This is a genomic window from Cupriavidus sp. IK-TO18 (assembly GCF_015549295.1).
In the GTDB taxonomy this organism is placed as follows: Bacteria; Pseudomonadota; Gammaproteobacteria; order Burkholderiales; family Burkholderiaceae; genus Cupriavidus; species Cupriavidus oxalaticus_A.
This window is the reverse complement of the sequence record NZ_JADGMP010000040.1, coordinates 16,494-42,292: the sequence shown is the minus strand read 5'-3', so window position 1 is coordinate 42,292 and position 25,799 is coordinate 16,494. Positions and strand designations below refer to the sequence as shown.

The window sequence follows — 25,799 nt, the reverse complement described above, 5'->3', positions numbered from 1 at the left end:
TCATGGTGCTGGTCGAGCAGCTCCTTGAACTTGAACAGGATGCGCGCGCGGCGCAGCGGCGGCGTCTCGGCCCATGCCGGAAACGCGGCCTTGGCGGCAGCCACCGCATCGGCAACGTCCTGTGCGGTGCCAAGTGCCACGCGCGCCGCAACTTCGCCGGTGGCGGGATTGAATACGTCAGCCAGGCGCTGGCCGCCGGCGCGGCGCACGGCACCGCCGATGTAATGATGGATTTCGGCCAGTTGCCGGTTTTCTGCGATGCTCACTTGGGATCCTTCGATGGCCACGGCGCGCGCCGTGGCTTGCAATCAGGGAGAGAGAGGGAGAGAGCCGGCCCCGAAGGGCCGGCGGCAATGCGAGGCGGCGTGCGCCGCTTATTTGATGTCCTGCAGCGCTTTCTTCACCGTATCGAACAGTTCGCCGATCTGCGCTTCCGAGATGATCAGCGGCGGCGAGAACGCCAGGATGTCGCCGGTGTAGCGCACCAGCACGCCCAGCTCCAGGCACTTGAGGAAGGCCTCGTAGGCCCGCGCGCCGGGCTGGCCCGGACGCGGCTCCAGCTCGATCCCGGCCACCATGCCGAAGTTGCGGATGTCCTTCACGTGCGGCGCGCCGCGCACGCTGTGCACCGCCGCCTCGAACACCGGCGACAGCTCGGCCGCGCGGCCGAACAGGTTCTCGCGCTGGTACAGGTCGAGCGTGGCCACGGCAGCGGCGGCGGCCAGCGGGTGGCCGGAGTAGGTGTAGCCATGCAGCAGCTCGATCGTGCCCGGCGCGGCAGCATTGACTACGGCATCGTGCACTTCGCGGCGCACCGCCACGGCGCCCATCGGCACCGCCGCGTTGTTGATCGCCTTGGCCATGGTGATCAGGTCCGGCGTCACGTTGAAGCGCTCGGCTGCGGTGGCCGCGCCGAGGCGGCCGAAGGCGGTGATCACTTCATCGAAAATCAGCAGGATGCCGTGCTTGCTGGTGATCTCGCGCAGTTTTTCCAGGTAGCCGAGCGGCGGCACCAGCACGCCGGCGGAGCCGGCCAGCGGCTCGACGATCACGGCGGCGACGTTGGCCGGGTCATGCAGCGCAAGGATGCGCTCCAGCTCGTCGGCGAGATGCGCGCCCCATTGCGGCTGGCCCCTGGAGAAGGCGGCCTCGGCGATGTTGAGCGTAGCCGGCAGGTGATCCGTGCCCGGCATCAGGTTGGCCGAGTAGGCCTTGCGGTTCGGGCCGATGCCGCCCACCGCCATGCCGCCAAAGCCAACGCCGTGGTAGCCGCGCTCGCGGCCGATAAAGCGGGTGCGCTGGCCTTCGCCGCGCGCGCGGTGGTACGCCAGCGCGATCTTCAGCGCGGTGTCGACCGACTCCGAACCCGAGTTGGTGAAGAAGATGCGGTCCAGTCCCTGCGGCATAACCGCGGCCACTTTGGTGGCGGCCTCGAACGACAGCGGGTGGCCCATCTGGAACGGCGGCGCATAGTCCAGCGTTGCCGCCTGGCGCGCGACGGCGTCGGCGATTTCCTTGCGGCAGTGGCCCGCGGCCACGCACCAGAGGCCGGCGCAACCATCCAGGATCTGGCGGCCGTCGTGGGTGGTGTAGTACATGCCGCTTGCCGACGCGAGCAGGCGCGGCGCCGCCTTGTACTGGCGGTTGGCGGTGAAGGGCATCCACAGGGCATCGAGATCGGGAATCACGGTCTTGGCGGCGTCCATACGTCCTCCTCGGGGCAATTGGGCGGGTCGGTTGGCTGGTGCCGTTCCGGCCCGCTGAGAGTGGCGGGCACTGAAGCAGGCACGGAAACGGCGGCAATGACGGCCACTCTACCGGCGGCGTCTGGCCGACAAAATATACAGTCCGGACAGCACCGCCTTACCGTACAGTTTGATCACGCCAAACCGTACAGGCAAGCAGCCGCGGCGCCCGCCGCGACCGCCACCGTGCCACGCAGCGTTTGCCGGCACCGTGCGGCATCCCACGCTGCACTGCGGCAATTTTCGCTACTTGGAATGGGCCTGCGCGCGTCGCCCCTGTGCGGCCGTTAAACTGTACAGGTTCGCGCCTACCGAGGTGCCTAGTGCAACGCTTCCGATGCTGACCCTGAACCTGACCCGCAGCCGCCGCGGCGGCGAAACCCTGACTGAGCAGATCGTCGCCGGCATCGCCGCGCTGGTGGAGCAGCGCGCGCTGCGCGCCGGTGCCACGCTGCCGTCGGTACGCCGCTTTGCCCAGCACCACCAGGTCAGCACCTTCACCGTGGCCGAGGCCTACGGGCGGCTGACCGCACTGGGCTACCTGGCCGCGCGGCCGGGCTCCGGCTACACCGTGGCGCACCGTCACGCGCCCACCGGCAGCGCCCGTGCGCCGCAATGGGAAGCGCCGGGGCTGAACGCGGCCTGGCTGCTGTCGGATGTGTTCGCCGATCATTCCGTGCCGATCAAGGCCGGCGCCGGCTGGCTCCCGGGGGACTGGCTCAACGAGGAAGGCCTGCACCAGGCTATGCGCGCCTCGGCCCGGGTGCCTGCGGCGCAGTTGTCTGGCTACGGCCATCCGTATGGTTTCGCGCCGCTACGCGAGCATATCGCCACCGGCCTCGGCCAGTACGGCATCCCGCTGCAGGCGCAGCAGGTGGTGCTGACGCAGGGCGCGACCCAGGCGCTGGACCTGGTGGTGCGCACGCTGCTGCGCGGCGGCGACACCGTGCTGGTGGAATCGCCCTGCTACTGCAACCTGCTGCAGATCCTGCGGCTGGCGGGGCTGCGCGTCATCGGCGTGCCGCGTTCGGCGGCCGGGCTCGACACCGATGCGCTCGACGACGCGATCCGCGCCCACGCCCCGCGCGCCCTCTTCGTCAACACCGTGCTGCAGAACCCGACCGGCGCCAGCCTCAGCAGCATGAACGCCTTCCGCGTGCTGCAGCTCGCCGAGCAGCACCGGCTGCTGGTGGTGGAAGACGATATCTACCGCGAGCTGGCGCCGGCTGGCTCGCCGATGCTGGCGGCCATGGACGGGTTGTCGCAGGTGGTCTACGTCAATGGCTTTTCCAAGACCATCACGCCGTCGCTGCGCGTGGGCTACCTTGCCGCCAGCCCGGACCTGGCCAAGGCTTTCGCGCGGACCAAGATGGCGGTCGGGCTGACCTCGTCCGAAGTGACCGAGCGCCTGGTCTACTCGGTGCTGACCAGCGGCCACTACGGTCGCCACGTGGCCGCGCTGGCCGAGCGGCTGCGCGCGCAGCAGGACCTGGTGACGGAAAAGATGGAGGCGCACGGCCTGGAGGTGCTGCTGCGCCCCGAAGGCGGAATGTTCGCCTGGGCGCGGCTGTGCGAAGACACCCAGCAGCGGCTGCAGGCGAGCCGGCGCGGCGAGCCGCTGAGCGGCAACCAGCTGGCCACGCTGGCGCTGGAGCACGGCATCTGGCTGGCGCCGGGCTCGTACTTCGAGCCGGACGAGACCGACTCGCCGTGGATCCGCTTCAACGTGGCCACCGGCGACGCGCCGCAGCTGTGGCAGTTCTTTGACAGCCTGGCACAGGCGCCGCGTGCCGCGGCCGCCTGATACCCTGATACCCGGCTACTTCAGAAGCGGTAATGTGGTTCGTGGCGGGAGCGCGGGCCGGCGCCGTTCCCAGGGCGCTGCCTCAACTCCAGAGGCGTTCGACGACCAGGCCTGCGGTGGCGCAGATGCCCACCCAGGTCACCAGTGCGATAGCGATAAAGCGATATGTCATCTCGGGGGCGACAATAAAGTCGTTGCGGGAATATGAATTCTTCGCAAAATCATACATCCATTCATGAATGTATGTAAGCGGCAATCGTATTTCCCTGAGATGGTCTGGGGGCTTTTCGTAACGTGGGAACACGAAAAAGCGCCTATTGCGGCATGCGACAGGCGCTGATGCGGCAAGATGCCGCGGGTCGGAGGGGTAACCGGGGGACCTTCAGCCGCGCAGGAACGGCAGCACTTCCTCCAGCAGGCGCTCCGGCATCTCTTCGGCAATGTAGTGGCCGCACGGCAGCGCATGCCCGCGCACGCGCCGCGCCGCCTTGCGCCATTCGTCCAGCGGCCGGAAACACTGCCCGACGGCGCCCTGCTCGCCCCACAGCGCCAGCATCTCGCACTCGACCATGCGGCCCGCGGCAAGGTCGGCGCGGTCATGCTCGAGGTCGATGGTGGCACTGGCGCGGTAGTCCTCGCACAGCCCGTGGGCGGCGCCGGGCAGGCTCAGGCAGCGCAGGTACTCGGCCATGGCGGCATCGGTGAACGGCGCCAGCCCGGCGCTGCGGGCACCCATGGTCTGGCGCAGGTAGAGCGCGGGATCCGCTTCGATCAGCGTTTCCGGGAATGGCGCCGGCCGGATCAGGAAGAACCAGTGCCAGTAGGCGCGGGCAAAGGCCTCGCTGGTCTGCGCGTACATCGCCAGCGTGGGGGCGATATCCAGCGTCACCAGCCGCGTCACCGCCTGTGGATGATCGAGCACCAGCCGGTGCGCCACGCGCGCGCCGCGGTCGTGCGCCAGCACGCTGAACCGTTCGAAGCCGAGCGCGCGCATCAGCGTGAACTGGTCGGCGGCCATGGTGCGCTTGCTGTAGTTGGCGTGGTCCGGCAAACCCGCGGGCTTGCCGCTGTCGCCATAGCCGCGCAGGTCTGCGGCCACCACGGTGAAATGCCGCGCCAGTTCGGGCGCCACCTTGTGCCAGATCGCATGGGTCTGCGGGTGGCCATGCAGCAACAGCAAGGCAGGCCCCTGGCCGCCGGCCACCGCGTGGATGGCAACGTCGCCGCAATCGATCCGGTGCGGCGTGAATCCTTCGAACATCGTCTGTCTCCATGGCTGGCGGGCGGCCGTCTGCATCCGTGCGGGCTAGTGTAATCACTAAGCGGTGCGACAGGATTTCCTGCGACGACACTCATTCGGTCGACAAATTCATGAATCTATCGCTGCCGGCCCGCCCCTGCCACCGGCAGGGATGCCGCCGGCCGCACCGCGGCGCTCTGCTACCCTTGCTGCATCCATATTGACTTCCAGCACACAGCAAGATCCGACCATGCATACCCATGACCTGTCCGCATGGACCCACAGCCATACCTTCGACGGTGGCAACCGCAACGCCGAGCGCGGCACGCGCCTGGTGATGATGATCACCGCCGTCGTGATGGTGGTGGAAATCGCCGCCGGCCTCTGGTTCAACTCGATGGCGCTGCTGGCCGACGGCTGGCACATGAGCTCGCACGCGCTGGCCATCGGCCTGTCCGCCTTTGCCTACGCGGCCGCGCGCCGCTACGCCAGCGACTGGCGCTTTGCCTTTGGCGCATGGAAGATCGAAGTGCTGGCCGCCTTTGCCAGTGCCGTGTTCCTGCTCTGCATTGCGGCGCTGATGGCGGCGGGTTCGGTCGAGCGGTTGTTCAGCCCGCAGGAAATTCATTACCGCGAGGCGATGATCGTGACCGCGCTGGGGCTGCTGGTCAACCTCGGCTGCGCGCTGATCCTCGGCGGACATGCGCATGGGCACGGTCATGACCATGGGCATGACCACGGGCATCACCATCATGGGCATGACCACGACCATGGCCATGGCCACGGCCACCACCACGACATCAACCTGCGAGCGGCCTACGTCCACGTGCTGGCCGATGCCGCCACTTCGGTGCTGGCCATCGTGGCGCTGGCCGGCGGCTGGTGGCTGGGCTGGGCCTGGCTCGACCCGGTGATGGGCCTGGTGGGCGCGGCGCTGGTCGGCAAGTGGGCGATCGGCCTGCTGCGCCAGAGCGGCACCGTGCTGCTGGACCGCGAGATGGACCACCCGGTGGTCGAAGACGTGCGCGAGGTGCTGGCCGGGCTAGACCGCGACGGCCGCCCTGGCGACGAAGGCACCCGCGTGACCGACCTGCATGTCTGGCGCGTCGGCCGCCAGCATTTTGCCTGCATCGTCTGCCTGGTCACGCATGACGCCACGCTGACGCCGCTGCGCGTGCGCCAGGCGCTGTCCGTGCATGAGGAGCTGGTGCACGTGACCGTCGAGATCAGCCGCTGCGAGGGCACGCACTGAAGCACCCGCGGAACCAAGCACGCGGAAAGCGCGCGCCACGCTGGGGGCGTGCGGTCAGCCCAGCTCGCACCACATGCACAGCGGCGGCGTATCGGTGTGCCGCTGGAATTCGCCGGACGACAGCACCTCCTGCGGCAGTTTCGATGCCGGCACCAGCGTAAAGCCGTAGCGCGCGAAATAGCTCGGGCAACTCGATGCCAGCAGCACCGCGCGCTGCAGGCCATTCGAGCGCGCGCGCATCAGCGCGGCGCGCACCACATGCGTCGCCACGCCCTGGTCGCGGTGCTCGGGCAATACCGCCACCGAGCGGATCACCACGGTCTGGCCGAACGGCTCGCCGGCGGCGCAGCCGATGATCCTCGATTCGAGGATGGCCACATGGAAGTGCTCCAGCACGCGGAACACATCGTCGGTCGGCAGGCCGCAGCGCTCTAGCAGCGCCCCCACCGCTGGCGCGTCCGAGGGCATCGCCGCCCGGATTCGCAGGTCTTTCATCATCAGGAGCCTCTTTTCTTCACATCACTTGGCGACGGGAACACCATGGAAGCCCGGCATGGTCGCACCGCCATCCTGGCGGCGCTCTGTGCGCACAGGCCGGTCTGGCCTGACCGCCCAACACTAACCGATTCGATCGCTTTGTACTATCAGGGAAGAACAGGGCAAACCGGTGTCGGAAATTGGCCCGCCGCATTACGCACAGGGCAATGGCGGCAACGTGGCGCAGGCGCACCCCATCGCGGGCATAACGCGGCGCAGGTGTGAAGAAGGAATGGCGCTACAGGAGAGGAAAACTGGAGGCGGGGATCCGGAATCGAACCGTCGTACACGGCTTTGCAGGCCGTTGCATCACCACTCTGCCACCCCGCCGTGGATGGCGCGCCATGCCGGCGCGTCGTGCTGCGGGCCGCAGTGTAGCGGGAAATGGAAAAGTCTGCAGGGCGCTGCGCGGACGGCAGCGCCGGCACCGGCGCCAGTCAGTCGCCGATCTCGCCAATGGCCGACTGGACGTAGTTCTGCAGGCCAACCTTGCCGATCAGCTCGATTTGCGACTCGAGCCAGTCGATATGCGATTCGGTGGCTTCCAGGATATCGACCACCACCTCGCGCGAAACATAATCGCCGATCGACTCCAGATACTTGATCGCATCCTTGCAACTGGCCTGTGAAACCTGTTCCAGCTTCAGGTCGCAGCCGAGCATTTCTTCGGTGTTTTCGCCGAGCAGCAATTTGTCGAGGTCCTGCAGGTTGGGCAAGCCATCGAGCAGCAGGATGCGCTCGATCAGCTTGTCGGCATGCTTCATTTCCTCGATCGATTCTTCGTACTCGTGCTTGCCCAAAGCATTGAGACCCCAATGCCGGTACATGCGCGCATGCAGGAAATACTGGTTGATGGCGGTCAGCTCATGCCGGAGCTGGCCGTTGAGCATCTGAATCGCTTTCTTGTCGCTTTTCATGACAGCACCACCGACCCCTCGATTCGGGTGGATCAATTTTCATTATCGTGGCCAGCGCGCCGCTGCAGACAATATTGCGCCGTGCCTTTCATGGTAGCCCGGCAAAGGGGGACATCAAGCAAATTCGGCTGTTATTGGCCGATTATCCGGCGCTATTGCATATGAGAATGGCAATGGTTTCCATTCGGTTTTCGTTAGCGCATGAAAAGCCGCATCCGGCGCATCCGGCATTAATACGCCGGCCTTCCGGACAATACTGGTGAATAAAAAAAAAAAGGGGCGCACACGGCATCTTGCCGCGGCGCCCGCCATGGCAGGAACCGGAAGGAAATCAGTCGAGCCGCGCGCCCGAATCCGCGACCAGCGTCTTCAGCACCGGCCAGTCGCGCGCATACAGCGCCTGCGCCTCTGCCGGCGAGCTGCCTACCGTGCGCAGCCCCAGCGCGACCATGCGCGCCTGCATGTCGGGGGTCTGCAGGATCGCCTTCACCTCGCTTTCGAGCCTGGCCAGGATAGGCGCCGGCACGCCGACCGGGGCCACCAGCCCGATCCAGCCTACCGTCTTGAACGCGCTGTCCTGCATGCCCAGCTCGGCAAAGGTCGGCATCGCGGGCAGCGCGCTGCTGCGCTGCGTGCCGGTAACGGCCAGCGCCTTGAGCTTGCCGCTCTCGATATACGGCCTGGCCGTCAGGATGCTGGCAAAGCCGAACTGCACCTGGCCGCCGAGCAGGTCCTGCAGCATCGGTGCCTCGCCCTTGTAGGGCACGTGGGTGGCGTTGCCGCGGGTGAGCTTGCTGAGGTAGGCGCCGCTCAGGTGCGACAGCGAGCCCACGCCCCATGAGGCATAGGTAGCCTTGCCGGCCTGGGCGCGGGCATAGTCGCCCAGCTCGCGCGGCGTGCGTGCCGGCACCGACGGGTGCGCCACCAGCACCAGCTGCGCGTCGGCCAGCACGCTGATCATGGTCAGGTCCTTGCGCGGGTCGTACGGCAGCTTCTCGAACAGGAACTGGTTGGTGAGCACCGACTGCGTCAGCGTCATCAGCAGCGTGTAGCCGTCCGGCGCCGCCTTGGCCACGGCATCAGTGCCGATGATGCCGGACGCGCCGGCCTTGTTCTCCACGACCACCGGCTGGCCCAGCCGCTTGCTGAGCTTCTCGCCCATCGCGCGGGCGATGGTGTCGGTGCCGCCGCCGGCCACGTAGGGCACCACCAGGCGGATCGGCTTGGCCGGATAGGTCTGTGCCGCGGCCGGCAGGCCGAGGCTGAGCGAAAGCCCGCTGATTGCGAGCGCGAGCCATGCGCGTCGTTTCATGTCGTCTCCAGATCGTCTTTATGGTTTTGGAGAACAACGGTAGCGGGCTTGAGAAAATACGTCCAATGCAATATTTTTCAGATTTCCATGCATAGAAGGTTAAGTTGATGGGCCTGCGCCAGCTGCATCACTTCGTCACCCTGGTCGAACAAGGCAGCTTCGCGCGCGCGGCCGCGGCGCTGCACCTGTCGCAACCGGCACTGACGCGCAGCATCCAGGCGCTGGAGGCCGACCTCGGCACACTGGTCGACCGCAGCTACGGCAAGGTTCGTCCCACCGCCGCCGGCACGCTGGTGCTGGAACGCGCGCGCCGGATGCTGCGCGAAAGCCGCGAACTGCGCCGCGACCTGCAACTGCTGGACGAAGTGGAGATCGGCGAGATCCGCGCCGGCTTCGGACCGTTCGCGGCATCGTTCCTGCTCGACCCGGTACTGGAAGCGCTGGTGCGGCGCTATCCGCGCCTGCGCATCGACGTGGAGACCGCCGACACCACCACCATGCTGCGCGCGCTGGAATCCGAGCGCCTCGATGTCTTCGTCGGCGAAAGCCGCAGCCTGGCCCAGTTCGGCCACTTGCAGATCGAGCGCCTGCCCGCGCTGGAGACCGGCTTCTTCGTGCGCGCCGCGCACCCGCTGGCGCATCAAGGCGATATCAGCCTTGCCAGCCTGCGCGACTATCCCGTGGCCGGTCCGCGGCTGCCGGCCCATATCCGGCAGTTCTTCCGAGAGGCGATGCAGGCCGCCGGCAGCGGCGCGGCCGATGACGACAGCACCGGCCTGCTTACCGCCACCTGCAATGACATGCACGCGCTGCGCGCGCTGATGCTGTCCGGCGATGCCGTCGCGCTGGTGCCGGTGGCGATGATGGCCGACGCGTGCGCGCAAGGCACGGCCGTGCCGCTGCAGATGCGCCCGCGCCATGACCTGCGCGCGCAGTACGGGATCGTGTCGCTGGCCGGACATACGCCGTCGCCGGCAACGCGCGCATTCGTGGCCCAGGTGCACGCGGCACTGGCGGACTACCCGGCGGCAGAGTCCGGCGCCGTACCGGTTCACTAGAAATTCTCAGGGCAGCCGGGAAAAAATCTTCAGATCGCGAGCCGGACCGGCATGCTATGTTGGCCGCGGGTCACACCTTCCACCGAGGTCGCTCCGGAGGCTCACGCATGCCAACCAAGACCGCCAGGCGGCTGCTCGCTACCCTGGCTCCAGCCCTGCCGCTGCTGGGCGCGGCAACCAGTGCCGGCGCTACCGAAGGCGCGCTCGGCCGGCCCGTCACCGGGACCAGCGTCACGCCCAATGCCGGCATCGTCTCGCCCGAACCCATCCTGGCGGTCAACCTCGGCGAGATCTACCTAGACGGATCGGTCGGCGGCAGCCGCAGCGTGCCGATTGGCGGCAAGGCAGCGCTGGATGTCGACGGCAAGGTCGCCTTCACGCTGGCAACCGTGATGAAGGTCTGGGACACCGGGCCCGGCGCGTGGAACTTTGCCTCCAGCTTCACGCTGCCTTACGTGTGGACCAAGGTCACGGCCAATGCCGGCATCGGCGGCGTCAGCGCCAGCACCCAGGACACCGCGTCGAACCTGTTCGACATCTATTTCACGCCGCTGATCGCCGGCTACCACTTCTCCAAGACCGAACACGTGGCGCTGAGCCTGAACATCTGGGCGGGCGCCGACCGGCAAGTACGATCCCAACGCACTGGCCAATCCCAGCCTGAACAACTGGACCTTTATCCCGCAGGTGGCCTACACCCGGCTGTTCCCCGAGCACGGGCTCGAATTCGATGCGGTGGCCGGGCTCCAGTTCTACACGCGCAACAACGCCACCGATTACCAGAACGCGCCGCTGTTCACGCTCGACACGATGCTGCTCAAGCGCTTCGCCAACGGCGCCGGCGTGGGCCTGATCGCCGGCACCACGCAGCAGCTGGGCGACGACAGCGGTCCGCTGGCCGACCGCCTCAACGGCTTCCGCGGCCATGACTGGGCGCTCGGGCCGATCGTCACCTACGACACCAAGATCGGCGCGAAAAGCCACCTGTCGATGAGCCTGCGCTGGGTGCCGACCATTGCCAGCAAGAACCGGCTCGACAGCACCAGCACGTTCATGGGGACGGCGGCGATCATGTTCTGAGCGGACCCAAAAGCAAAGAGGCCCGGAAGGGCCTCTTTGCTTTTTTGATGACATTGCGCTGCGGCTTCCTTACTCCACCGTCACCGACTTAGCCAGGTTGCGCGGCTTGTCCACGTCGGTCCCGCGAGCGCATGCCGTGTGATACGCGAGCAGCTGCAGCGGCACCACGTGCAGGATCGGCGACAGGTCGCCATAGTGCTCGGGCATGCGGATCACCTGGGTGCCGTCCGACGACTGGATCTGCGTATCGCTGTCGGCGAACACATAGAGGCGGCCGCCGCGCGCGCGCACTTCCTGGATGTTGGACTTCAGCTTTTCCAGCAGCGCATCGTTGGGCGCGACCGTGACCACCGGCATCGCTTCGGTCACCAGCGCCAGCGGGCCGTGCTTCAGTTCGCCGGCCGGATACGCCTCGGCGTGGATGTACGAGATTTCCTTGAGCTTGAGCGCGCCTTCGAGTGCGATCGGGTAGTGCAGGCCGCGGCCCAGGAACAGCGCGTTCTCGCGGCGCGCAAAGTCTTCGGACCAGGCGATGATCTGCGGCTCCAGCGCCAGCACGCCGTGCAGCGCGGCCGGCAGGTGGCGCAGGTTGGCCAGGTCCCTGGCCTCGGCTTCCTCGGTCAGCAGGCCGCGCACCTTGGCCAGCGCCAGCGTCAGCATGTACAGCGCGGCCAGCTGCGTGGTGAAGGCCTTGGTCGAGGCCACGCCGATCTCGGTGCCGGCACGGGTCAGGAAGCGCAGTTCGGTCTCGCGCACCATGGCGCTGGTGGCAACGTTGCAGATCGACAGCGTATGCACGTGGCCGAGCGCGCGCGCGTGGCGCAGCGCGGCCATGGTGTCGGCGGTTTCGCCGGATTGCGAGATCACCACCACCAGCGCGCGCGGATTGGGCACGGTGTCGCGATAGCGGTATTCGCTGGCGACCTCGACCTGTGTCGGGATCTTGGCGATGCTTTCGAGCCAGTACTTGGCTGTGCAGCCGGAATAGTAGCTGGTGCCGCAGGCCAGGATCAGCACGCTGTCGATGCCGGCGAAGACCTCGGCGGCGTTGTCGCCGAACAGCGCCGGCGTGATGCTTTCCACGCCCTCCAGCGTGTCGCCCAGCGCGCGCGGCTGCTCGAAGATTTCCTTCTGCATGAAGTGGCGGTACGGCCCCAGCTCGACGGATGCGGCATGGGCCTCGACCAGGCGCGCTTCACGCTCGACCGCGTGGTCCTGCGCGTCATGGATGACGACGCCGTCGAGCGAGATCTCGACCACATCGCCCTCTTCGAGGTAGATGATGCGGTTCGCGGTGCCGGCCACGGCGAGCGCGTCGGACGCGAGGAAGGCCTCGTTCTCGCCCAGCGCCACCACCAGCGGCGAGCCGGCGCGGGCGCCGACCACCACGCCGGGCTGGTCCTTGGCGAACACGGCGATGGCATAGGCGCCGTGCAGGCGCTTGGTAACGGCGCGCACCGAGGCAAACAGGTCGCCGCGGGTGGCGCTGCTGGGATAGGTGTAGGCCTGGTGGATCAGGTGCGCGACGACTTCGGTGTCAGTCTGCGACTCGAAGCCGTAGCCGACCGCGCGCAGTTCCTCGCGCAGCGGCTCATAGTTCTCGATGATGCCGTTATGCACCAGCGCGATGGTCTCGCCCGACAGGTGCGGGTGGGCGTTGACGGTATCGGGCTTGCCATGGGTGGCCCAGCGCGTATGCGCCACGCCGGTGAAGCCGGACAGGCCCGAAGCCTGCGTCTGCGCATCCAGGTCGGCCACGCGCGACACGGTGCGCGCGCGCTCGACCGCATCGTCGCGCACGACGGCGACGCCGCACGAGTCATAGCCGCGGTATTCCAGGCGGCGCAGCCCCTCGATCAGGACCGGAACGATATTGCGCGTCGAAACCGCGCCGACGATGCCACACATGCTGAACCCCCGTTGCTGGCGCCCACTGCGGCGCCCTGTCCAATCAATCGCGCCGCCCGTCCCGGGCCGGCGCTTTCCTTGGCCGCTCACGCGGCGGCCTGGCGATTACTTCTTCGGCTGCCTGACCGGACGCTGCCATGCGTCGACGGTCAACTGCTTGGCGCGCGACAGCGTCAGCTTATCCGCAGGCGCTTCCTTGGTCAGCGTGGTGCCCGCACCCAGCGTGGCACCGCGGCGTACCGTCACCGGCGCAACCAGCTGCGTATCGGAGCCGATAAAGACGTCGTCCTCGATCACCGTGCGGTGCTTGTTGACACCGTCATAGTTGCAGGTGATCGTGCCGGCGCCAATATTGACGCGCGAACCCACTGTGGCGTCTCCAACATAGGCCAGGTGATTGGCCTTGCTGTGCGCTGCCACCTGGGCATTCTTGACCTCGACGAAGTTGCCGATATGGACATCTTCGCCCAGTTCGGTGCCCGGACGCAGCCGCGCGTACGGCCCGATGCGCCCGGCAGGACCGATCCTGGCGCTGTCGACATGGCAGAACGGGTGCAACTGCGCGCCGGCACCCACGGTGCTGTTGCGGATCACGCAATGGGCGCCGATGTTGGCGCCGTCTTCCAGGTGCACGCGGCCTTCGAACACGCAGCCGACATCGATGGTGACATCGCGCCCGCAGGTCAGCTCGCCACGCACATCGATGCGCGCCGGATCCAGCAGCGTCACGCCGGCTTCGAGCAGGCGGCGCGCCTGGTTGCCCTGGTGGATGCGTTCGACTTCAGCAAGCTGCAACTTGCTGTTGACCCCGAGCGTCTCCCAGATCGCCGCCGGCTGCGCCGAGACGATCTCGACACCTTCCCTGGCGGCGCGCTCGACCGTGTCGGTCAGGTAGTACTCGCCCTGGGCATTGTCGTTGCCGAGTGTTGACAGCCAGCGCCTTAGGTGGCCCGTCGGGCACACGATAATGCCGGTGTTGATTTCGCGGATGGCCTTGACGGCCTCGCTGGCATCCTTTTGCTCGACGATGCGGACGATGCTGCCCGCCGCGTCGCGTACGATACGTCCATAGCCGGTCGGATCGGGCATTTCGACCGTCAGCACGCCGAAGCGCTCCGAGCCTGCCTCGGCCACCAGTGCCTTGAGCGTAGCTGCGGTTGTGAGCGGCACGTCACCGTACAGAACCAATGTCGGCTGGCTGTCGTCCAACAATGGAAGTGCCTGCATCACCGCATGGCCCGTGCCCAGCTGCTGGGCCTGTTCGGCGAAGGCGACATCGTAGGCGGCGACCGCCTCGCGCACATGCGCGGCGCCGTGGCCGACCACTACGACCAGCCGCGACGGCGACAGCGCGCGAGCCGTATCCAGGACGTGCGCCAGCATGGGCCGCCCGGCAACCGGGTGCAGTACCTTGGGCAAATCGGAAACCATTCGCTTGCCCATGCCCGCGGCGAGAATGACGATATTCACAAGGAGACCCCTAAGTGAGTGTGTCCGAAAATATTCTGAAAAGCGCCAACCGGGTGATTCGCGGTCTTCGCCGCCCAGCTTGGCTGCAGGTCCGGGCCCGGTCGGTGCGGAATCCCGCAAACCCTTGCCAGTCTTGGGCTGGCGGCGATCGAAGCGGCCCGGCTGCAATGCGCGCCGATTTTAACATGGCGATTTCTGCGCAACCCGGCGCTGTTTCCGAATTTCACAATCGGTGGGCGCGGCGGATTTTGGTGATTTTCAGCGCCGCGGCGCTGTGCGCATGCAACGCGATGAAACTCGGGTACCAGCAGGGTGACCGGCTGGCCTACTGGTGGATCGACAATTATGTCGATGTGACCTCGGCCCAGGAGCCGCTCACGCGCGAGGCCATCGCGCGCTTCTTCGCCTGGCACCGCAAGTCCCAGCTGCCCGAGATCTCGGGCCTGCTGCAGCAGGCCAAGGCCGAGGTCCGCCAGCCGGTGACGCCGGCCATGGTCGAGCACTTCCAGGACGCCTCGCAGCAGCTGGCGCGCCGCTCGTACGAGCAGGCCATGCCCGACATGGCCGACTTTCTGCTGACGCTGACGCCCGACCAGATCGCCCGCATGGAGAAGAAATTCGCCGAGGGCAACGCCAAATACCGCAAGAAATTCCTGAACCCCAACCCGGCCGAGCGGGTCGACGCCCGTTTCGACAAGGTGATGGACTATGCGCGGCTGGTCTATGGCGATTTCTCCGGCGAGCAGGAAAAGCAGATCCGTGCGGCGGTGCTGCCGGTGGTCGAGAACGCCGAGTCGCGCTACGCCGAGCGGGTGGCGCGCCAGCAGGAATGGCTCAAGATGGTGCGCTACGTGCAGGCCACGCAGCCGTCCAAGCCGCAGGTGACGGACCTGCTGCGGCGCTTCCGCGATTACTGGCAGAACCCGCCGGGCAAGCATGCCGTGAGCCACGATGCCAGTACCAGCGCCGGCATTGCGCTGACCGTGGCGATCGCCAACATGACCACGCCGAAGCAGAAGGCACATGCGCAGGACCGGTTCCAGAGGTGGATCGACGATACCAACGCGCTGATGCGGGAGAAGGCGAACGCCCCGGTGCAGTCGGCGGCGACGAACTGAGCCTTGGCAGCACACATGCAAAATGCCCGCTCGCGCGGTCCGCTCGCGCGGGCATTGTTGCCATGTGGTGGCGGTTGGCGGCGTTACTGCGGCGCGCCGGCCTGCTCCGCCCCGGGCGCGGACACCGGCGGGCGCTCGAAGCGCACGAACTCCATCCGGTTCTCTTCCATGCTGCCCGCGAACACCAGCGGCTGCTGCTGGAATGTGGTCTCACCGAACAGCGAAGCCTCGTCCACCTTGGCCAACCCGGTAGCCAGCCCCGTGAACGGGAACAGCTCGGTATCGGCCAGGTGAGAGGGCACCACGTTGCGCAGCGCCGAGAAGATATTGTCGATACGGCCCGGGTTCTGCCGCTCCCACTCCTGCAGCATCTCGCTGACCTTCTTGCGCTGCAGGTTCTCCTGCGAGCCGCACAGGTTGCACGGGATGATCGGGAACTCCATCGCGCGTGCGTACGATGCAATGTCCTTCTCCGAGCAGTACGCCAGCGGGCGGATCACGATATGCGCGCCATCGTCGGTGGCCAGCTTGGGCGGCATGGCCTTCATCTTGCCGCCGAAGAACATGTTCAGGAAGAAGGTGTTGACGATGTCGTCGCGGTGGTGGCCCAGCGCGATCTTGTTGGCGCCCAGCTCCTTGGCGGTGCGGTAGATCACGCCGCGGCGCAGGCGCGAGCACAGCGAGCAGGTGGTCTTGCCCTCGGGCACCTTCTCCTTGACGATCGAGTAGGTATCGGCCTCGACGATCAGGTATTCCACCCCCACCGACTTCAGGTATTCGGGCAGCACGTGCTCCGGGAAACCCGGCTGCTTCTGGTCCAGGTTCATCGCGATCAGCCTGAACTTGATGGGCGCGCGCTTCTGCAGCGCCATCAGGACCGACAGCATGGTGTACGAGTCCTTGCCGCCACTCATGCAGACGAGCACGGTGTCGCCGTCCTCGATCATGCCGAAGTCGCCGATGGCCTTGCCGGTTTGCGATTGCAGCCTCGTCTCGAGGCGGTAGAAATTGTTCGAGTGGCTCATGGAGCATCCTGTTGCATGGCGCCTGCCGGATGGAATGGCCGGCAGCGCGCGAAGGGGCAACATTTTACTTCAGGCGCCCGCGCGCCGCAGGCGCCGGGCAGCCGCAGATAACGCAGCTGCCGGCTCAAGCGCCCTGCTTGATGTGGAACACCTCGACGCCGACGGAATCGCAGTCCGGGTACACGTCGGGCTTCTCGGTCGACACGCGCACGGCGCGCACCTTGGGATGCTTCAGCATGGCGCGCGCGACGTCGTCGCACAGCGTTTCCTGCAGGTGGACGTGGCCCTGCGCCATGCGCTCGGCCACGGTGTTGCGCATGAAGTCGTAGTCGACCACTTCGTCGAGCTTGTCGGCGTGCGGGGTGCATTCTTCCAGCGGCACGAACAGGTCGATATTGATCAGCACGCGCTGCTCGCCCTTCTTCTCGAACTCATGCACGCCGATATTGATCTGCACTTCATAGTTGCGCAGGAACATGCGTCGGCAGTCCTGCAGGCTGGGGTGGGAAAGAGCGGCGAGCATGGTCATGGCTGGGAGAAAAGACTAGAAAAGGGAACGCCGCGCCGGGGGGCGCGGCACATCAGGGTACGGCTTGCCGGCGTGCCTGGCGTACAGGCGCCAGCTTACTCGGTCAGGAACATCACGTCGCGCGCCAGCGGCATCAGGTGCTGGCCGCCGTCCACGTACAGCGTGGTGCCGGTGACGGCGCGCGCCTGTGCGAGGTAGGCCACCGCCTGGGCGATATCCTCGGGCGTCGACGACTGGCCCAGCGGCGTCACGCGATGCGCGCGGCGGAAGCTCTGCTCCGACTGCTCGCCCGACACCAGCGTGATGCCCGGCGCCACGCCAACCACGCGGATGCGCGGCGCCAGCGCCTGCGCCAGCTGCACCGTGGCGGTCTGCAGCGCGGCCTTGGACAGCGTGTATGACAGGAAATCGGGATTCAGGTTGTCCAGCTTCTGGTCGAGCAGGTTGATCACCACGCCGCGCGGTTCGGCGGCCTTGTCCTTGTCGCCATCCGCGGCGGCGGCCAGCGCCTTGTGCAGCTCGCGCGCCAGCAGCAACGGCGCCGCCACATTGGTGCGCATATGCGTATCGAGCGACGCATAGGAGAAGCTGGTCGCCACGTCGTACTGGAACAGCGAGGCGTTGTTGACGAGGCAGGTCGGCAGGCCCAGCGCGGCAATGCAGTCCGCGATCAGGCGGCCGGTGGCGGCTTCGTCGGCGAGATCGGCACGCAGCACCGCGGCACGGCGGCCGAGCCCGCGGATCCTGGTCGCCAGCGCTTCGGCCTCGTCCACCGAGCGGTGGCAGTGCACGGCCACGTCCCAGCCCTGCGTGGCCAGTTCCAGCGCAATGGCGCGGCCCAGGCGGCGCGCGCCGCCGGTGACGAGGGCGACGCCGCGGGCGGCGGACTGGGCCGTGGCGGCAGCGGCTGCAGGCTGGGCGGCAGCGGGTGCCGAGGTATCGGATGCGGGCATTGCTACAATCGCGGGATGCAGAAAGCCGCTAGTTTACCCCTTCCCCCCGCCGACGCGCAGGCCGCGTCCGATACCCTTACAGCCCGTATTGGCGAATCGATCGATGCGGCCGGCGGCTGGATCGGCTTTGACCGCTATATGGCGCTGGCGCTGTATGCGCCCGGCCTGGGCTACTACAGCGGCGGCTCGGCCAAGTTCGGGCGCGATGCCCGCGACGGCAGCGACTTCATCACCGCGCCGGAACTGAGCCCGTTCTTCGCGCGCACGCTGGCGCGCCAGTTCGCGCCGCTGATCGCGCAGGGCCTGCCACACATGATGGAATTCGGCGCCGGCACCGGCCGCCTGGCCGCTGACCTGCTGCTGGAGCTGGAGCAGGAAGGCCAGTTGCCACAGGAATACGCGATCGTCGAACTGTCCGGTGAGCTGCGCGCGCGCCAGCAGGAAACGCTGGCGCAGCGCGCCCCGCACCTGGCCGCGCGCGTGCGCTGGCTGGATGCGCTGCCCGACAGCTTCGAGGGCGTCATCGTCGGCAACGAAGTGCTCGATGCAATGCCGGTGCAGCTCTACGCACGCACCGGCGGCCGCTGGCACGAGCGCGGCGTGACGCGCAGCGGCGTGGCGGGCACCGAACCCGGCGCGGCCGCCGCGTTCCGCTTCGAGGACCGCGTGCTCGCCGATGCCGACGTGCCGGCGATGCTCCGCGACATCCCCGGCGACCACGATGTCGTCACCGAAACCCACGCCGAGGCCGAAGGCTTCATGCGTGCCGTCGGCGCGATGCTGGCGCGCGGCACCGCCTTCTTCATCGACTACGGCTTCCCCGCCGCCGAGTACTACCATCCGCAGCGCGCCGGCGGCACGCTGATGTGCCACTACCGGCATCACGCGCACCCGGACCCGTTCCTCTACCCGGGCCTGCAGGACATCACCACGCACGTCAATTTCAGCGGCATCGCCGCCGCCGCGGTGGAAACCGGGCTTACGGTGTCGGGCTTTGCCTCGCAGGCGCGCTTCCTGATGAACGCCGGCATCACCGAGCTGCTGATGGCGCTTGACCCGTCCGATGCGCGCGCCTTCCTGCCGCAGGCCAACGCCGTGCAGAAGCTGTTGTCCGAAGCGGAAATGGGCGAGCTGTTCAAGGTCATCGCGCTGACGCGGGGCCTGGACGACGGCACGGACCAGAGCGAGCCGCTGGCCGGCTTCGCCCGCGGCGACCGCTGCCATACCTTGTAAGCCATCGCGAACGCCATGCTGCGCTGGACCCTCACTATCTTCCTGAGCGTGATCATCCTGTCCGCGGCGCTGCCGTGGCTGCAGAAGTTCGGGCTGGGACGGCTGCCCGGGGACGTGCGCTTCCGCGTGTTCGGGCGGGAATTCGTGCTGCCGTTTGCATCGACGATCCTGCTGTCGCTGGTGGCGCTGGTGATCGGCAAGCTGCTCTAGTCCCTCTAGTCCACCAGGCTCACTTGATCGCCCCGACGGTAAATCCCGCAACGGTGATGAAGGTCGGGGCGTAGACGAACTCCTGCATCGCCAGCGTCATGCTGAAGATGACCACGGTCAGGATACCGCTCGACGACACCGGCACCACCACCGTCAGGAAGGCGCCGAAGCGGCTCAGCCCGTCCATCATGGCGGCTTCCTCGATATCGCGCCGATCGCCGGCGAGGCCGCCGCGGCAGGCGTGGCCTGCAATACCGCCTGCGCCACCGGCGACCACATCTTCCAGGCGATCATCGACGAGGCGGACGCCCGGCAATGCGACCTGATCGTGATGGCCTCGCACGGGCGGCGGGGGGTGCAGGCGCTGGTGATCGGCAGCGAGACGCAAAAGGTGCTCACGCACACGAAGATCCCGGTGCTCGTCTACCGCTAGCAGAGAGCCGCGTTCAGCCCCCGATGCGCGCTGCCACCGCCGCCACGCGCGCCTCGTGGATGCGGTCGCGGATCTGGTCGACCGCATCGCCGCAGGCGCGGGCGATGGCGCCGGCATCGACTGCCGTTGCCGCCTCCAGCGCCGCTGCCAGCCGCGGCGCCTGCGGGTATGTGCCCGCTTCGAAGCCCTTGCGTCCGCGCATGTCGGCCTCGCACGCCTGCAAGACTCCGGCAAATCTCGCCGGCTTGCGCAGCGCATCGCAGCGCTCGAGCAGGCGCATCACCGCGGCGGCGCTGATCTCCAGCGAACGATGGATATTGCCATGCTCGCGCGCCACCACCAGCGCGAGGTCGCGGCAGTCGTTGGGCACGCGCAGCCGCGCGCAGACCTCTTCCAGCAGCTTGACGGTGCGCATCTCGTGGCCGACGTGGCGCGGCAGCACGTCCTCGGGCGTGGTGCCCTTGCCCAGGTCGTGCACCAGCGCGGCAAAACGCACCGGCAACGGCGCGCCCATCGCCGCGGCGGTATCGATCACCATCATCACGTGCACGCCGGTATCGACCTCGGGATGGTAGTCGGCGCGCTGCGGCACGCCCCACAGGCAGTCAAGCTCGGGCAGCAGCCGCGCCAGCGCGCCGCAGTCGCGCAGCACCTCGAACATTCGTGACGGATGCGCTTCCATCAGGCCGCGCGCCAGTTCCTGCCAGACGCGCTCGGGCACCAGCGCATCGACCTCGCCGGCCGCCACCATCTCGCGCATCAGGCGCTGGGTCTCGGCGGCGACGGTGAACTCGTGGAAGCGCGCGGCAAAGCGCGCCAGCCGCAGGATGCGGACCGGGTCCTCGGCGAAGGCATCCGAGACATGGCGGAACAGGCGGGCCTGCAGGTCGCGCTGGCCGCCATGCGGGTCGATCACCGGGCCGACGAGGTTGCCATCGGCATCGACCTCGCGCGCCATCGCATTGATGGTCAGGTCGCGCCGGACCAGGTCGTCTTCCAGCGTGACATCGGGCTCGCAGTAGAAGGCAAAACCCTTGTATCCCATCGCTGTCTTGCGCTCGGTGCGCGCCAGCGCGTATTCCTCGTGGGTGCGCGGATGCAGGAAGACCGGGAAATCCTTGCCGACGGGGCGATAGCCCGCGGCTACCATCTCGTGCGGGGTCGCGCCGACGACTACGTAGTCGCGGTCCTGGCTGGGCTTGCCCAGCAGTTCGTCGCGGATCGCGCCGCCGACGGCATACACCTGCATCGTTGTGGCCTCTTCTCTGGTGCCGGCGCGCCGGCGCCGGCGGTATCGCTCAGTCTCAGTGGTTGACGATGATCGCGTCGGGCCGCTCGGGCGACAGGCGGTAAGGCTCGTCGTCGGCCAGGAAATCGCGCTCCTCGCGCGCGGCGGCGATCCACTCCTGCATGGTCGGCAGCGCCAGCATGAAGTCGGCATAGGCCTTGGCGTCTTCCGGCAGGTGGATGCCGTAAGTGGCGAAGCGGCTCACCACCGGCGCAAAGAAGGCGTCGGCCACGGTGAACTCGCCGAACAGGAACGGGCCGCGCGCGCCATGCTGCTGGCGCAACCCGCTCCAGATCGCGGCGATACGGTCGACGTCGCGCTGCACCGCCACGTTCCAGCCGCGTCCGGGCAGCACCGCGGTCACGTTCATCGGCAACTGGCTGCGCAGGTTGGTGAAGCCGGAATGCATCTCGGCGCAGATTGCGCGCGCCACCGCACGCTCGGCACGGTCGGCGGGCCACAGCGTCTTTTCCGGGAAACGCTCGGCCACGTATTCGGCGATCGCCAGCGAGTCCCACACCGTGACGTCGCCGTCGACCAGCGCCGGTACCTTGCCGGCCGGCGAATAACGCGCGATCTCGGCCGCGAAGCTGCCGGTGAACAGGCGCACCTGTACCTCTTCGAATTCGATGCCGGCCTGGCGCATCAGCAGCCAGGGGCGCAGCGACCAGGAGGAGTAATTCTTGTTGCCGATGACGAGCTTCATCGTAGGTCCTTGGGGGGAGGCGAAGGGAGACGGCGGCGGCGCGCCGGACCGGTCATTTTGCCAGCGCGCCCGCCTGCCTCAAAGTGAATTGCTCTCGCAACCGATCCGAAAATGGGTCACATAGGCCACCCGCGGCCCTGACCCGCCCGCCCTTCAGCGGTGCACGCTGGCGCGCATCGAGGTCAGCGCGGCATCGCGATTGCGCCCCGCCAGCGCGTCGGTCATCACGGATTCCAGGCTGGCCGGATGCAGGTCCAGCTCCGGCGCGACCGGATGCTCGAGCACGTTGTCCAGCTGCATCGAGTCGAGGTTGTCGCGCGACAGCAGCGGATCGCCCGGCATGTGTTCCATGATGGTCGCCTGCACCCGCGCCAGCGCATCCGGCAGCGCGATCACCGGGCGCGGATGGCCGGATGCGCGGCCGGCGAAGCGCACCAGCTCCTCCAGCGTATAGACCTGCGGGCCGCCCAGCTCATAGCCGCGGCCGATGGTGGCAGGGTTGACCATGGCATTGAGGAAGGCCTGCACCACGTCCTGCACGAACACTGGCTGGAAGCGCGCCTGTGCGCACGCCAGCGGCACCACCGGCGCCATCTGTTGCATCTGCGCGAACAGGTTGAGGAAATGGTCGTCGGGGCCGAACACCACCGACGGCCGCAGGATGGTCCAGTCCAGCCCGCTGGCGCGCACGATGCGCTCGCCGTCGCCCTTGCTGCGCAGGTACATCGACGGCCCCTGGCTGTCGGCGCCAAGCGCACTCATATGCAACAGCCGGCGCACGCCGGTGGACAGGCACGAGGCCACGATCTGCCGCACCATTTCCACATGAGCGCTGGCAAAGGCCTCGCCGTAGGGATCGGCACGCTCGCCGTGCAGCACACCCACCAGGTTGACGACGATGCCGTCGACCCCGAGCGAGCCGATGGCGTCGTCGAGCGCGGCATTGTCGGCCAGCCCCAGTTCGACTACCTCGACGCGCGGCAGCAGCAACAGGTGCTGCGCGTGCTCGACGTTGCGGGTGCCGACCACGATGCGGTCGGGGGCGATCGGCGAATCGGGATTGCTGCCGGGTTCCAGCGGCGCACCCGAGGCAGAAGCGGCGCCGGCCAGGCGCGAGACAAGGTGGCTGCCGATAAAGCCGGCGCCACCGATGACGAGGACGTTGCTGGTCTGCATGATGCCTCCGTGCAAAGTGGACTGCACGTCGCGGCGCATTGCGCAAGCCAGGCCGCCGCGACGCGCCCGGCGCGGCACACCAGCGGCCCGTCCCGTCGGGTGCCCGTCAGGGCAGGCTGGTCGTGGTCACCGGCGACGGCGCGACCGTCCCCAGGCGCGATTTCAGCGACTGCGGCCGGCCACTCATCAATGCAGCATAGTACGTAGCGTTGGAAAGCACATTCTTCACATAGCCGCGCGTTTCATTGAACGGGATGGTCTCTGCAAAGATCGCGCCTTCCACGGGCCGCGCCAGCGTGCTGCGCCAGGCCTTGGGCCGGCCCGGACCGGCGTTGTATGCCGCCGACGCCAGCGCCCAGGAACTGTCCAGGTCGGTCAGCACCATGTTCAGGTAATTGGTGCCGAGCAGGATGTTGATGTTGGGATCGCCCATCATCTGCGGCGAGAAGTCGTTCATGCCGATCTTGCGCGCCACGTACTTGGCCGTCGCCGGCATCACCTGCATCAGGCCGTGCGCGCCGGCGGACGAGCGCGCGTTCATCAGGAAGCGCGATTCCTGCCGGATCAGGCCGTAGACCCACGCCATGTCGAGGCCGACATCGTCGGTCGCGCGCTGCATGATGTCGCGGTACGGCATCAGGAAGCGCAGCTCGAAGTCATGCTCGTTGCGGGTGCGGTCAGCGGTATTGACGGTGCGGTCGAGCAGTTCGAGACGGCGCGCGTACTCCGCCGCGCCGAGCAGCTCGCGGTCGTTCATGCCGCGCAATTCCCAGTTCCATTCGCGGTTGCCCTCGAAGCGCATGTTCATCGCGTAGAACTTCTGCGCGCGCTGGAAGCCGGCGCGCGCGCGCATGGCATTGGCTTCGGCATCGCCGACGGCGGTGCGCGCCGGTAGCGTGATGCGGTTGCCCAGTTCTTCGCTGGCGAGCTGGCCATAGAAGTTGAACTGGCCGGCGATCTGCTGGAAGTTCTGCTGCGCCTCGGTGTCGCGGCCTTCGGCCTTGAGCGCGCGGCCGTACCAGTAGAGCCACGCCGGGTCCTTGGCGCGCAGCTCGGGACGCATCAGCTCGACTGCCTGGCGCACCTGCTTCCAGTCGCCCTGGCGCAGCGCGGCGCGCACGCGCCATTCCTGGGAGTCGTCGGACAACCACTGGTTGCCGCCCAGGTCCATCTGGCGGCGGTAGTAGTTGGCCGCTTCCGGCATCAGCTTCTTGCCCGCGAACTGGCCGATCACGCCCCAGGCGGCGCCCTGCTCGTCGCGCGACAGCGTGCCCTGGACGGTACCCAGGTAGGCGACGGCCTGGTTGGGATCGGTGCGCGCCATCTTGACGATGGTGGCGAGCGCGTCGCCGTCGACGCGTGCATCGGGCAGCAGCGCGGCGATCTTGCCGGCCAGCGTGAGGTAGTTCTGCTCCAGCGCCAGCCGCGCGTGGAAGGCCACATCGCTGCGCTGGATCTGCTGGCTTTGCACCAGGTAGCCGATCAGGTCGACGCAACCTTCGCCGAAATAGCGCGGATCGCTCAGCGCCTGGCGCGACTCGGCGGCAACGTTCTGGCCCTTGAGCGCGCGCGACAGCAGCGCATAGCATTCGACCTGGGTGTCGTCCTTGAGCGCGAACTGCGGATACTCGGCATCGAAGCTGGCCCAGTCGCGCTTCTTGCCCAGCACCAGCAGCCAGTCGTTGCGCATGCGGTCGGCGATGGCCTGGCCCTTGTAGCGCTGCAGGAAGGCGCGCACCTGGTCGTCGGGCGCGTCGATGCGCGCCAGGCCGCTGGCGTCGAACATCTGCGGCTTGATGCGGAAGTACTCGACGTACGACGGGATCGGGTAGTCGACCAGCGTGGCCGAGATCGCGTAGGCGCGCTCTACGTCATTCTTGCGCGCCGCTTCGCGCAGCGCGGCGAAGGCCTCGTCCGGATCGCTCGGGATCACCGCCGGCTGCTGCTGGCGCACGGGCGCCTGCGGGCGCTTCTGCGCATGGACCGGCGTGACAAGCAGTGCACATGCCATGGCGATCCAGGCGGCCCGCCCTGCACGCTGCAGATATACTCCCTTCAGCATTCTTTGCTTCCTTGTCGATGACGGCGGCGCCGGTGCCGCCATGCAAGGCAAGGGCCGCAGCAGCTTCCGCCGTCCGTGTTGGTTCGGACGCGGGCATTATCCCACGCCATGTCCTCAAGTTCCGCCACCTCGGCCGCCACCTCCTCCGGCAGTTCGCCAATCGACCTTGCGGAGGACCGCCGCGCGCAGCGCGCGCGCCTGCTGTCCTTGCGTGCCGCCCTGCCCGCGCGCGACGATGCCGATGCGCGCATCGCCGCCGCATTGTCCGAGCTGCTGGCGGGCCTGGCCGTGCGCTGCCTTGGCTTCTACTGGCCGATCCAGCAGGAGTTCGACGCGCGCGGCGCGGTCGCGCAATGGCTCGCGGCGGTGCCCGCGCGCCAGGCGGCGCTGCCGGCGGTAAGCCGGCCCGGCGCGCCGCTGGACTTCCATCGCTGGGACCCGGACACGCCGATGACCAGGGGCCACTATGGCATCCCGGTCCCCGACGGCACCGAGGCCGTGACGCCCGACGCGCTGGTCATTCCCTGTGTCGGTTTCAGCCCGGACAAGTTCCGCCTGGGCTACGGCGGCGGCTTCTACGACCGCACGCTGGCGGCAATGGCGCAGCGGCCCGTGGCGATCGGCATCGGCTATGAAGCGTGCCGCATCGCACTGCCAGCGCAGCCGCATGACGTGGCGATGGACTGGATCGTTACCGAAGCGGGGGCGTTCTAGCCCGATAGGGTGACAGCAGCGTGCGGGCT

General features: G+C 67.6%; 24 protein-coding genes, 1 tRNA gene and 2 pseudogenes. 9 read left to right on the top strand and 18 right to left on the bottom strand.

Features of this window, described 5'->3' with window-relative positions:
• Both IPF36_RS30120 and IPF36_RS30115 read right to left on the bottom strand, forming a co-directional pair.
• Positions 1-266, bottom strand: a 266-nt coding sequence (locus tag IPF36_RS30120; RefSeq protein ID WP_195431849.1) for an aldehyde dehydrogenase family protein, incomplete at its 3' end; no start/stop codon positions are given.
• Between the two features lie 108 nt (positions 267-374).
• Complete coding sequence (locus tag IPF36_RS30115) at positions 375-1,706, bottom strand: aspartate aminotransferase family protein (protein WP_133098197.1); 1,332 nt, start codon at positions 1,704-1,706, stop codon at positions 375-377.
• Positions 1,707-2,082: 376 nt separating this feature from the next.
• On the opposite strand from IPF36_RS30115, the gene IPF36_RS30110 reads away from it, so the two are divergent.
• A complete protein-coding gene (locus IPF36_RS30110; protein ID WP_135704277.1) occupies positions 2,083-3,549 on the top strand; it encodes a PLP-dependent aminotransferase family protein in 1,467 nt (488 codons plus the stop codon).
• Positions 3,550-3,631: 82 nt separating this feature from the next.
• On the opposite strand, the gene IPF36_RS30105 is transcribed toward IPF36_RS30110, so the two are convergent.
• Positions 3,632-3,853 carry a hypothetical protein gene (locus IPF36_RS30105; protein WP_135704276.1) on the bottom strand — a complete coding sequence of 74 codons (222 nt, stop codon included), beginning with the start codon at positions 3,851-3,853 and terminating at the stop codon, positions 3,632-3,634.
• Positions 3,854-3,931: 78 nt separating this feature from the next.
• Positions 3,932-4,810, bottom strand: a complete 879-nt coding sequence (locus tag IPF36_RS30100; protein WP_195431848.1) for an alpha/beta fold hydrolase — start codon at positions 4,808-4,810, stop codon at positions 3,932-3,934.
• 229 nt (positions 4,811-5,039) lie between these two features.
• Here IPF36_RS30100 and dmeF point away from each other — a divergent pair, with 229 nt between their 5' ends.
• The gene (dmeF, locus tag IPF36_RS30095; RefSeq protein WP_195431847.1) at positions 5,040-6,041 is read left to right on the top strand and encodes a CDF family Co(II)/Ni(II) efflux transporter DmeF; all 1,002 of its coding nucleotides are present in this window, start codon (positions 5,040-5,042) and stop codon (positions 6,039-6,041) included.
• 54 nt (positions 6,042-6,095) lie between these two features.
• On the opposite strand, the gene IPF36_RS30090 is transcribed toward dmeF, so the two are convergent.
• From IPF36_RS30090 to IPF36_RS30075, 4 genes are all read right to left on the bottom strand, one after another.
• Complete coding sequence (locus IPF36_RS30090; RefSeq protein WP_135704270.1) at positions 6,096-6,539, bottom strand: GNAT family N-acetyltransferase; 444 nt, start codon at positions 6,537-6,539, stop codon at positions 6,096-6,098.
• 294 nt (positions 6,540-6,833) lie between these two features.
• Positions 6,834-6,908: transfer RNA gene (locus IPF36_RS30085), tRNA-Cys, on the bottom strand.
• A gap of 107 nt (positions 6,909-7,015) precedes the next feature.
• Positions 7,016-7,495 carry a bacterioferritin gene (gene bfr, locus IPF36_RS30080; RefSeq protein ID WP_133098191.1) on the bottom strand — a complete coding sequence of 160 codons (480 nt, stop codon included), beginning with the start codon at positions 7,493-7,495 and terminating at the stop codon, positions 7,016-7,018.
• 331 nt (positions 7,496-7,826) lie between these two features.
• Positions 7,827-8,807: a tripartite tricarboxylate transporter substrate binding protein gene (locus IPF36_RS30075; RefSeq protein WP_195431845.1), complete on the bottom strand. Its 981-nt coding sequence runs from the start codon at positions 8,805-8,807 to the stop codon at positions 7,827-7,829.
• Positions 8,808-8,914: 107 nt separating this feature from the next.
• Between IPF36_RS30075 and IPF36_RS30070 the strand changes: the two genes are divergently transcribed.
• On the top strand, positions 8,915-9,865 hold the full coding sequence (locus IPF36_RS30070; RefSeq protein ID WP_195431844.1) for a LysR family transcriptional regulator: 951 nt from the start codon (positions 8,915-8,917) through the stop codon (positions 9,863-9,865).
• A 107-nt stretch (positions 9,866-9,972) separates the two neighbouring features.
• A pseudogene (locus IPF36_RS30065) lies at positions 9,973-10,945 on the top strand (transporter).
• Between the two features lie 69 nt (positions 10,946-11,014).
• Here the strand turns inward: IPF36_RS30065 and glmS are convergent.
• Complete coding sequence (gene glmS, locus IPF36_RS30060; RefSeq protein WP_195431843.1) at positions 11,015-12,853, bottom strand: glutamine--fructose-6-phosphate transaminase (isomerizing); 1,839 nt, start codon at positions 12,851-12,853, stop codon at positions 11,015-11,017.
• A 105-nt stretch (positions 12,854-12,958) separates the two neighbouring features.
• On the bottom strand, positions 12,959-14,323 hold the full coding sequence (glmU, locus tag IPF36_RS30055; RefSeq protein WP_195431842.1) for a bifunctional UDP-N-acetylglucosamine diphosphorylase/glucosamine-1-phosphate N-acetyltransferase GlmU: 1,365 nt from the start codon (positions 14,321-14,323) through the stop codon (positions 12,959-12,961).
• A 290-nt stretch (positions 14,324-14,613) separates the two neighbouring features.
• Here glmU and IPF36_RS30050 point away from each other — a divergent pair, with 290 nt between their 5' ends.
• On the top strand, positions 14,614-15,441 hold the full coding sequence (locus IPF36_RS30050) for a DUF6279 family lipoprotein (protein ID WP_135704260.1): 828 nt from the start codon (positions 14,614-14,616) through the stop codon (positions 15,439-15,441).
• Positions 15,442-15,524: 83 nt separating this feature from the next.
• Here IPF36_RS30050 and ttcA read toward each other — a convergent pair whose 3' ends face one another.
• The 3 genes from ttcA to IPF36_RS30035 form a co-directional block, all read right to left on the bottom strand.
• Positions 15,525-16,466, bottom strand: a complete 942-nt coding sequence (gene ttcA, locus IPF36_RS30045; protein ID WP_133098184.1) for a tRNA 2-thiocytidine(32) synthetase TtcA — start codon at positions 16,464-16,466, stop codon at positions 15,525-15,527.
• 124 nt (positions 16,467-16,590) lie between these two features.
• Positions 16,591-16,995: a dihydroneopterin aldolase gene (locus IPF36_RS30040; RefSeq protein WP_133098183.1), complete on the bottom strand. Its 405-nt coding sequence runs from the start codon at positions 16,993-16,995 to the stop codon at positions 16,591-16,593.
• Positions 16,996-17,090: 95 nt separating this feature from the next.
• Positions 17,091-17,948, bottom strand: coding sequence for an SDR family oxidoreductase (locus tag IPF36_RS30035; RefSeq protein WP_133098182.1), 858 nt, complete (start codon positions 17,946-17,948; stop codon positions 17,091-17,093).
• Positions 17,949-17,963: 15 nt separating this feature from the next.
• On the opposite strand from IPF36_RS30035, the gene IPF36_RS30030 reads away from it, so the two are divergent.
• The gene (locus IPF36_RS30030) at positions 17,964-19,181 is read left to right on the top strand and encodes a class I SAM-dependent methyltransferase (protein ID WP_195431841.1); all 1,218 of its coding nucleotides are present in this window, start codon (positions 17,964-17,966) and stop codon (positions 19,179-19,181) included.
• A 15-nt stretch (positions 19,182-19,196) separates the two neighbouring features.
• A complete protein-coding gene (locus tag IPF36_RS30025; protein ID WP_133098180.1) occupies positions 19,197-19,391 on the top strand; it encodes a DUF2905 domain-containing protein in 195 nt (64 codons plus the stop codon).
• A gap of 19 nt (positions 19,392-19,410) precedes the next feature.
• Here IPF36_RS30025 and IPF36_RS34885 read toward each other — a convergent pair whose 3' ends face one another.
• A complete protein-coding gene (locus IPF36_RS34885) occupies positions 19,411-19,668 on the bottom strand; it encodes an ABC transporter permease subunit (protein WP_240745972.1) in 258 nt (85 codons plus the stop codon).
• Here IPF36_RS34885 and IPF36_RS30020 point away from each other — a divergent pair.
• Positions 19,555-19,824 (top strand): annotated as a pseudogene (locus tag IPF36_RS30020) (universal stress protein); the annotation flags it as partial. The gene IPF36_RS34885 and the pseudogene IPF36_RS30020 sit on opposite strands and share 114 nt — an antisense overlap.
• Before the next feature lie 13 nt (positions 19,825-19,837).
• Here the strand turns inward: IPF36_RS30020 and IPF36_RS30015 are convergent.
• From IPF36_RS30015 to IPF36_RS30000, 4 genes are all read right to left on the bottom strand, one after another.
• The gene (locus IPF36_RS30015; RefSeq protein WP_195431840.1) at positions 19,838-21,073 is read right to left on the bottom strand and encodes a multifunctional CCA addition/repair protein; all 1,236 of its coding nucleotides are present in this window, start codon (positions 21,071-21,073) and stop codon (positions 19,838-19,840) included.
• A 55-nt stretch (positions 21,074-21,128) separates the two neighbouring features.
• Entirely contained in the window at positions 21,129-21,818 is a 690-nt protein-coding gene (locus IPF36_RS30010; RefSeq protein ID WP_133098178.1) for a glutathione S-transferase family protein, read from the bottom strand.
• 153 nt (positions 21,819-21,971) lie between these two features.
• Positions 21,972-22,994, bottom strand: a complete 1,023-nt coding sequence (locus tag IPF36_RS30005) for a complex I NDUFA9 subunit family protein (RefSeq protein ID WP_133098177.1) — start codon at positions 22,992-22,994, stop codon at positions 21,972-21,974.
• A 106-nt stretch (positions 22,995-23,100) separates the two neighbouring features.
• Positions 23,101-25,056 (bottom strand): lytic transglycosylase domain-containing protein, encoded by a 1,956-nt coding sequence (locus IPF36_RS30000; protein ID WP_135704251.1) that lies wholly within the window; start codon positions 25,054-25,056, stop codon positions 23,101-23,103.
• 108 nt (positions 25,057-25,164) lie between these two features.
• On the opposite strand from IPF36_RS30000, the gene IPF36_RS29995 reads away from it, so the two are divergent.
• The gene (locus tag IPF36_RS29995) at positions 25,165-25,770 is read left to right on the top strand and encodes a 5-formyltetrahydrofolate cyclo-ligase (RefSeq protein ID WP_133098175.1); all 606 of its coding nucleotides are present in this window, start codon (positions 25,165-25,167) and stop codon (positions 25,768-25,770) included.
• Positions 25,771-25,799 lie beyond the last annotated feature (29 nt).

Bases quoted from the DNA above. Each gene is read 5' to 3' on its own strand.
- IPF36_RS30000 (WP_135704251.1), bottom strand. From the start codon at position 25,056: ATGCTGAAGGGAGTATATCTGCAGCGTGCAGGGCGGGCCGCCTGGATC.
- dmeF (WP_195431847.1), top strand. From the start codon at position 5,040: ATGCATACCCATGACCTGTCCGCATGGACCCACAGCCATACCTTCGAC.
- IPF36_RS30015 (WP_195431840.1), bottom strand. From the start codon at position 21,073: ATGCAGGTGTATGCCGTCGGCGGCGCGATCCGCGACGAACTGCTGGGC.
- IPF36_RS30100 (WP_195431848.1), bottom strand. From the start codon at position 4,810: ATGTTCGAAGGATTCACGCCGCACCGGATCGATTGCGGCGACGTTGCC.
- IPF36_RS30040 (WP_133098183.1), bottom strand. From the start codon at position 16,995: ATGACCATGCTCGCCGCTCTTTCCCACCCCAGCCTGCAGGACTGCCGA.
- IPF36_RS30005 (WP_133098177.1), bottom strand. From the start codon at position 22,994: ATGCAGACCAGCAACGTCCTCGTCATCGGTGGCGCCGGCTTTATCGGC.
- glmS (WP_195431843.1), bottom strand. From the start codon at position 12,853: ATGTGTGGCATCGTCGGCGCGGTTTCGACGCGCAATATCGTTCCGGTC.
- IPF36_RS30115 (WP_133098197.1), bottom strand. From the start codon at position 1,706: ATGGACGCCGCCAAGACCGTGATTCCCGATCTCGATGCCCTGTGGATG.
- bfr (WP_133098191.1), bottom strand. From the start codon at position 7,495: ATGAAAAGCGACAAGAAAGCGATTCAGATGCTCAACGGCCAGCTCCGG.
- IPF36_RS30050 (WP_135704260.1), top strand. From the start codon at position 14,614: ATGAAACTCGGGTACCAGCAGGGTGACCGGCTGGCCTACTGGTGGATC.
- IPF36_RS30035 (WP_133098182.1), bottom strand. From the start codon at position 17,948: ATGCCCGCATCCGATACCTCGGCACCCGCTGCCGCCCAGCCTGCAGCC.
- IPF36_RS30075 (WP_195431845.1), bottom strand. From the start codon at position 8,807: ATGAAACGACGCGCATGGCTCGCGCTCGCAATCAGCGGGCTTTCGCTC.
- IPF36_RS29995 (WP_133098175.1), top strand. From the start codon at position 25,165: ATGTCCTCAAGTTCCGCCACCTCGGCCGCCACCTCCTCCGGCAGTTCG.
- IPF36_RS30070 (WP_195431844.1), top strand. From the start codon at position 8,915: ATGGGCCTGCGCCAGCTGCATCACTTCGTCACCCTGGTCGAACAAGGC.
- IPF36_RS30090 (WP_135704270.1), bottom strand. From the start codon at position 6,539: ATGATGAAAGACCTGCGAATCCGGGCGGCGATGCCCTCGGACGCGCCA.
- IPF36_RS30030 (WP_195431841.1), top strand. From the start codon at position 17,964: ATGCAGAAAGCCGCTAGTTTACCCCTTCCCCCCGCCGACGCGCAGGCC.
- IPF36_RS30010 (WP_133098178.1), bottom strand. From the start codon at position 21,818: ATGAAGCTCGTCATCGGCAACAAGAATTACTCCTCCTGGTCGCTGCGC.
- IPF36_RS30110 (WP_135704277.1), top strand. From the start codon at position 2,083: ATGCTGACCCTGAACCTGACCCGCAGCCGCCGCGGCGGCGAAACCCTG.
- IPF36_RS30025 (WP_133098180.1), top strand. From the start codon at position 19,197: ATGCTGCGCTGGACCCTCACTATCTTCCTGAGCGTGATCATCCTGTCC.
- ttcA (WP_133098184.1), bottom strand. From the start codon at position 16,466: ATGAGCCACTCGAACAATTTCTACCGCCTCGAGACGAGGCTGCAATCG.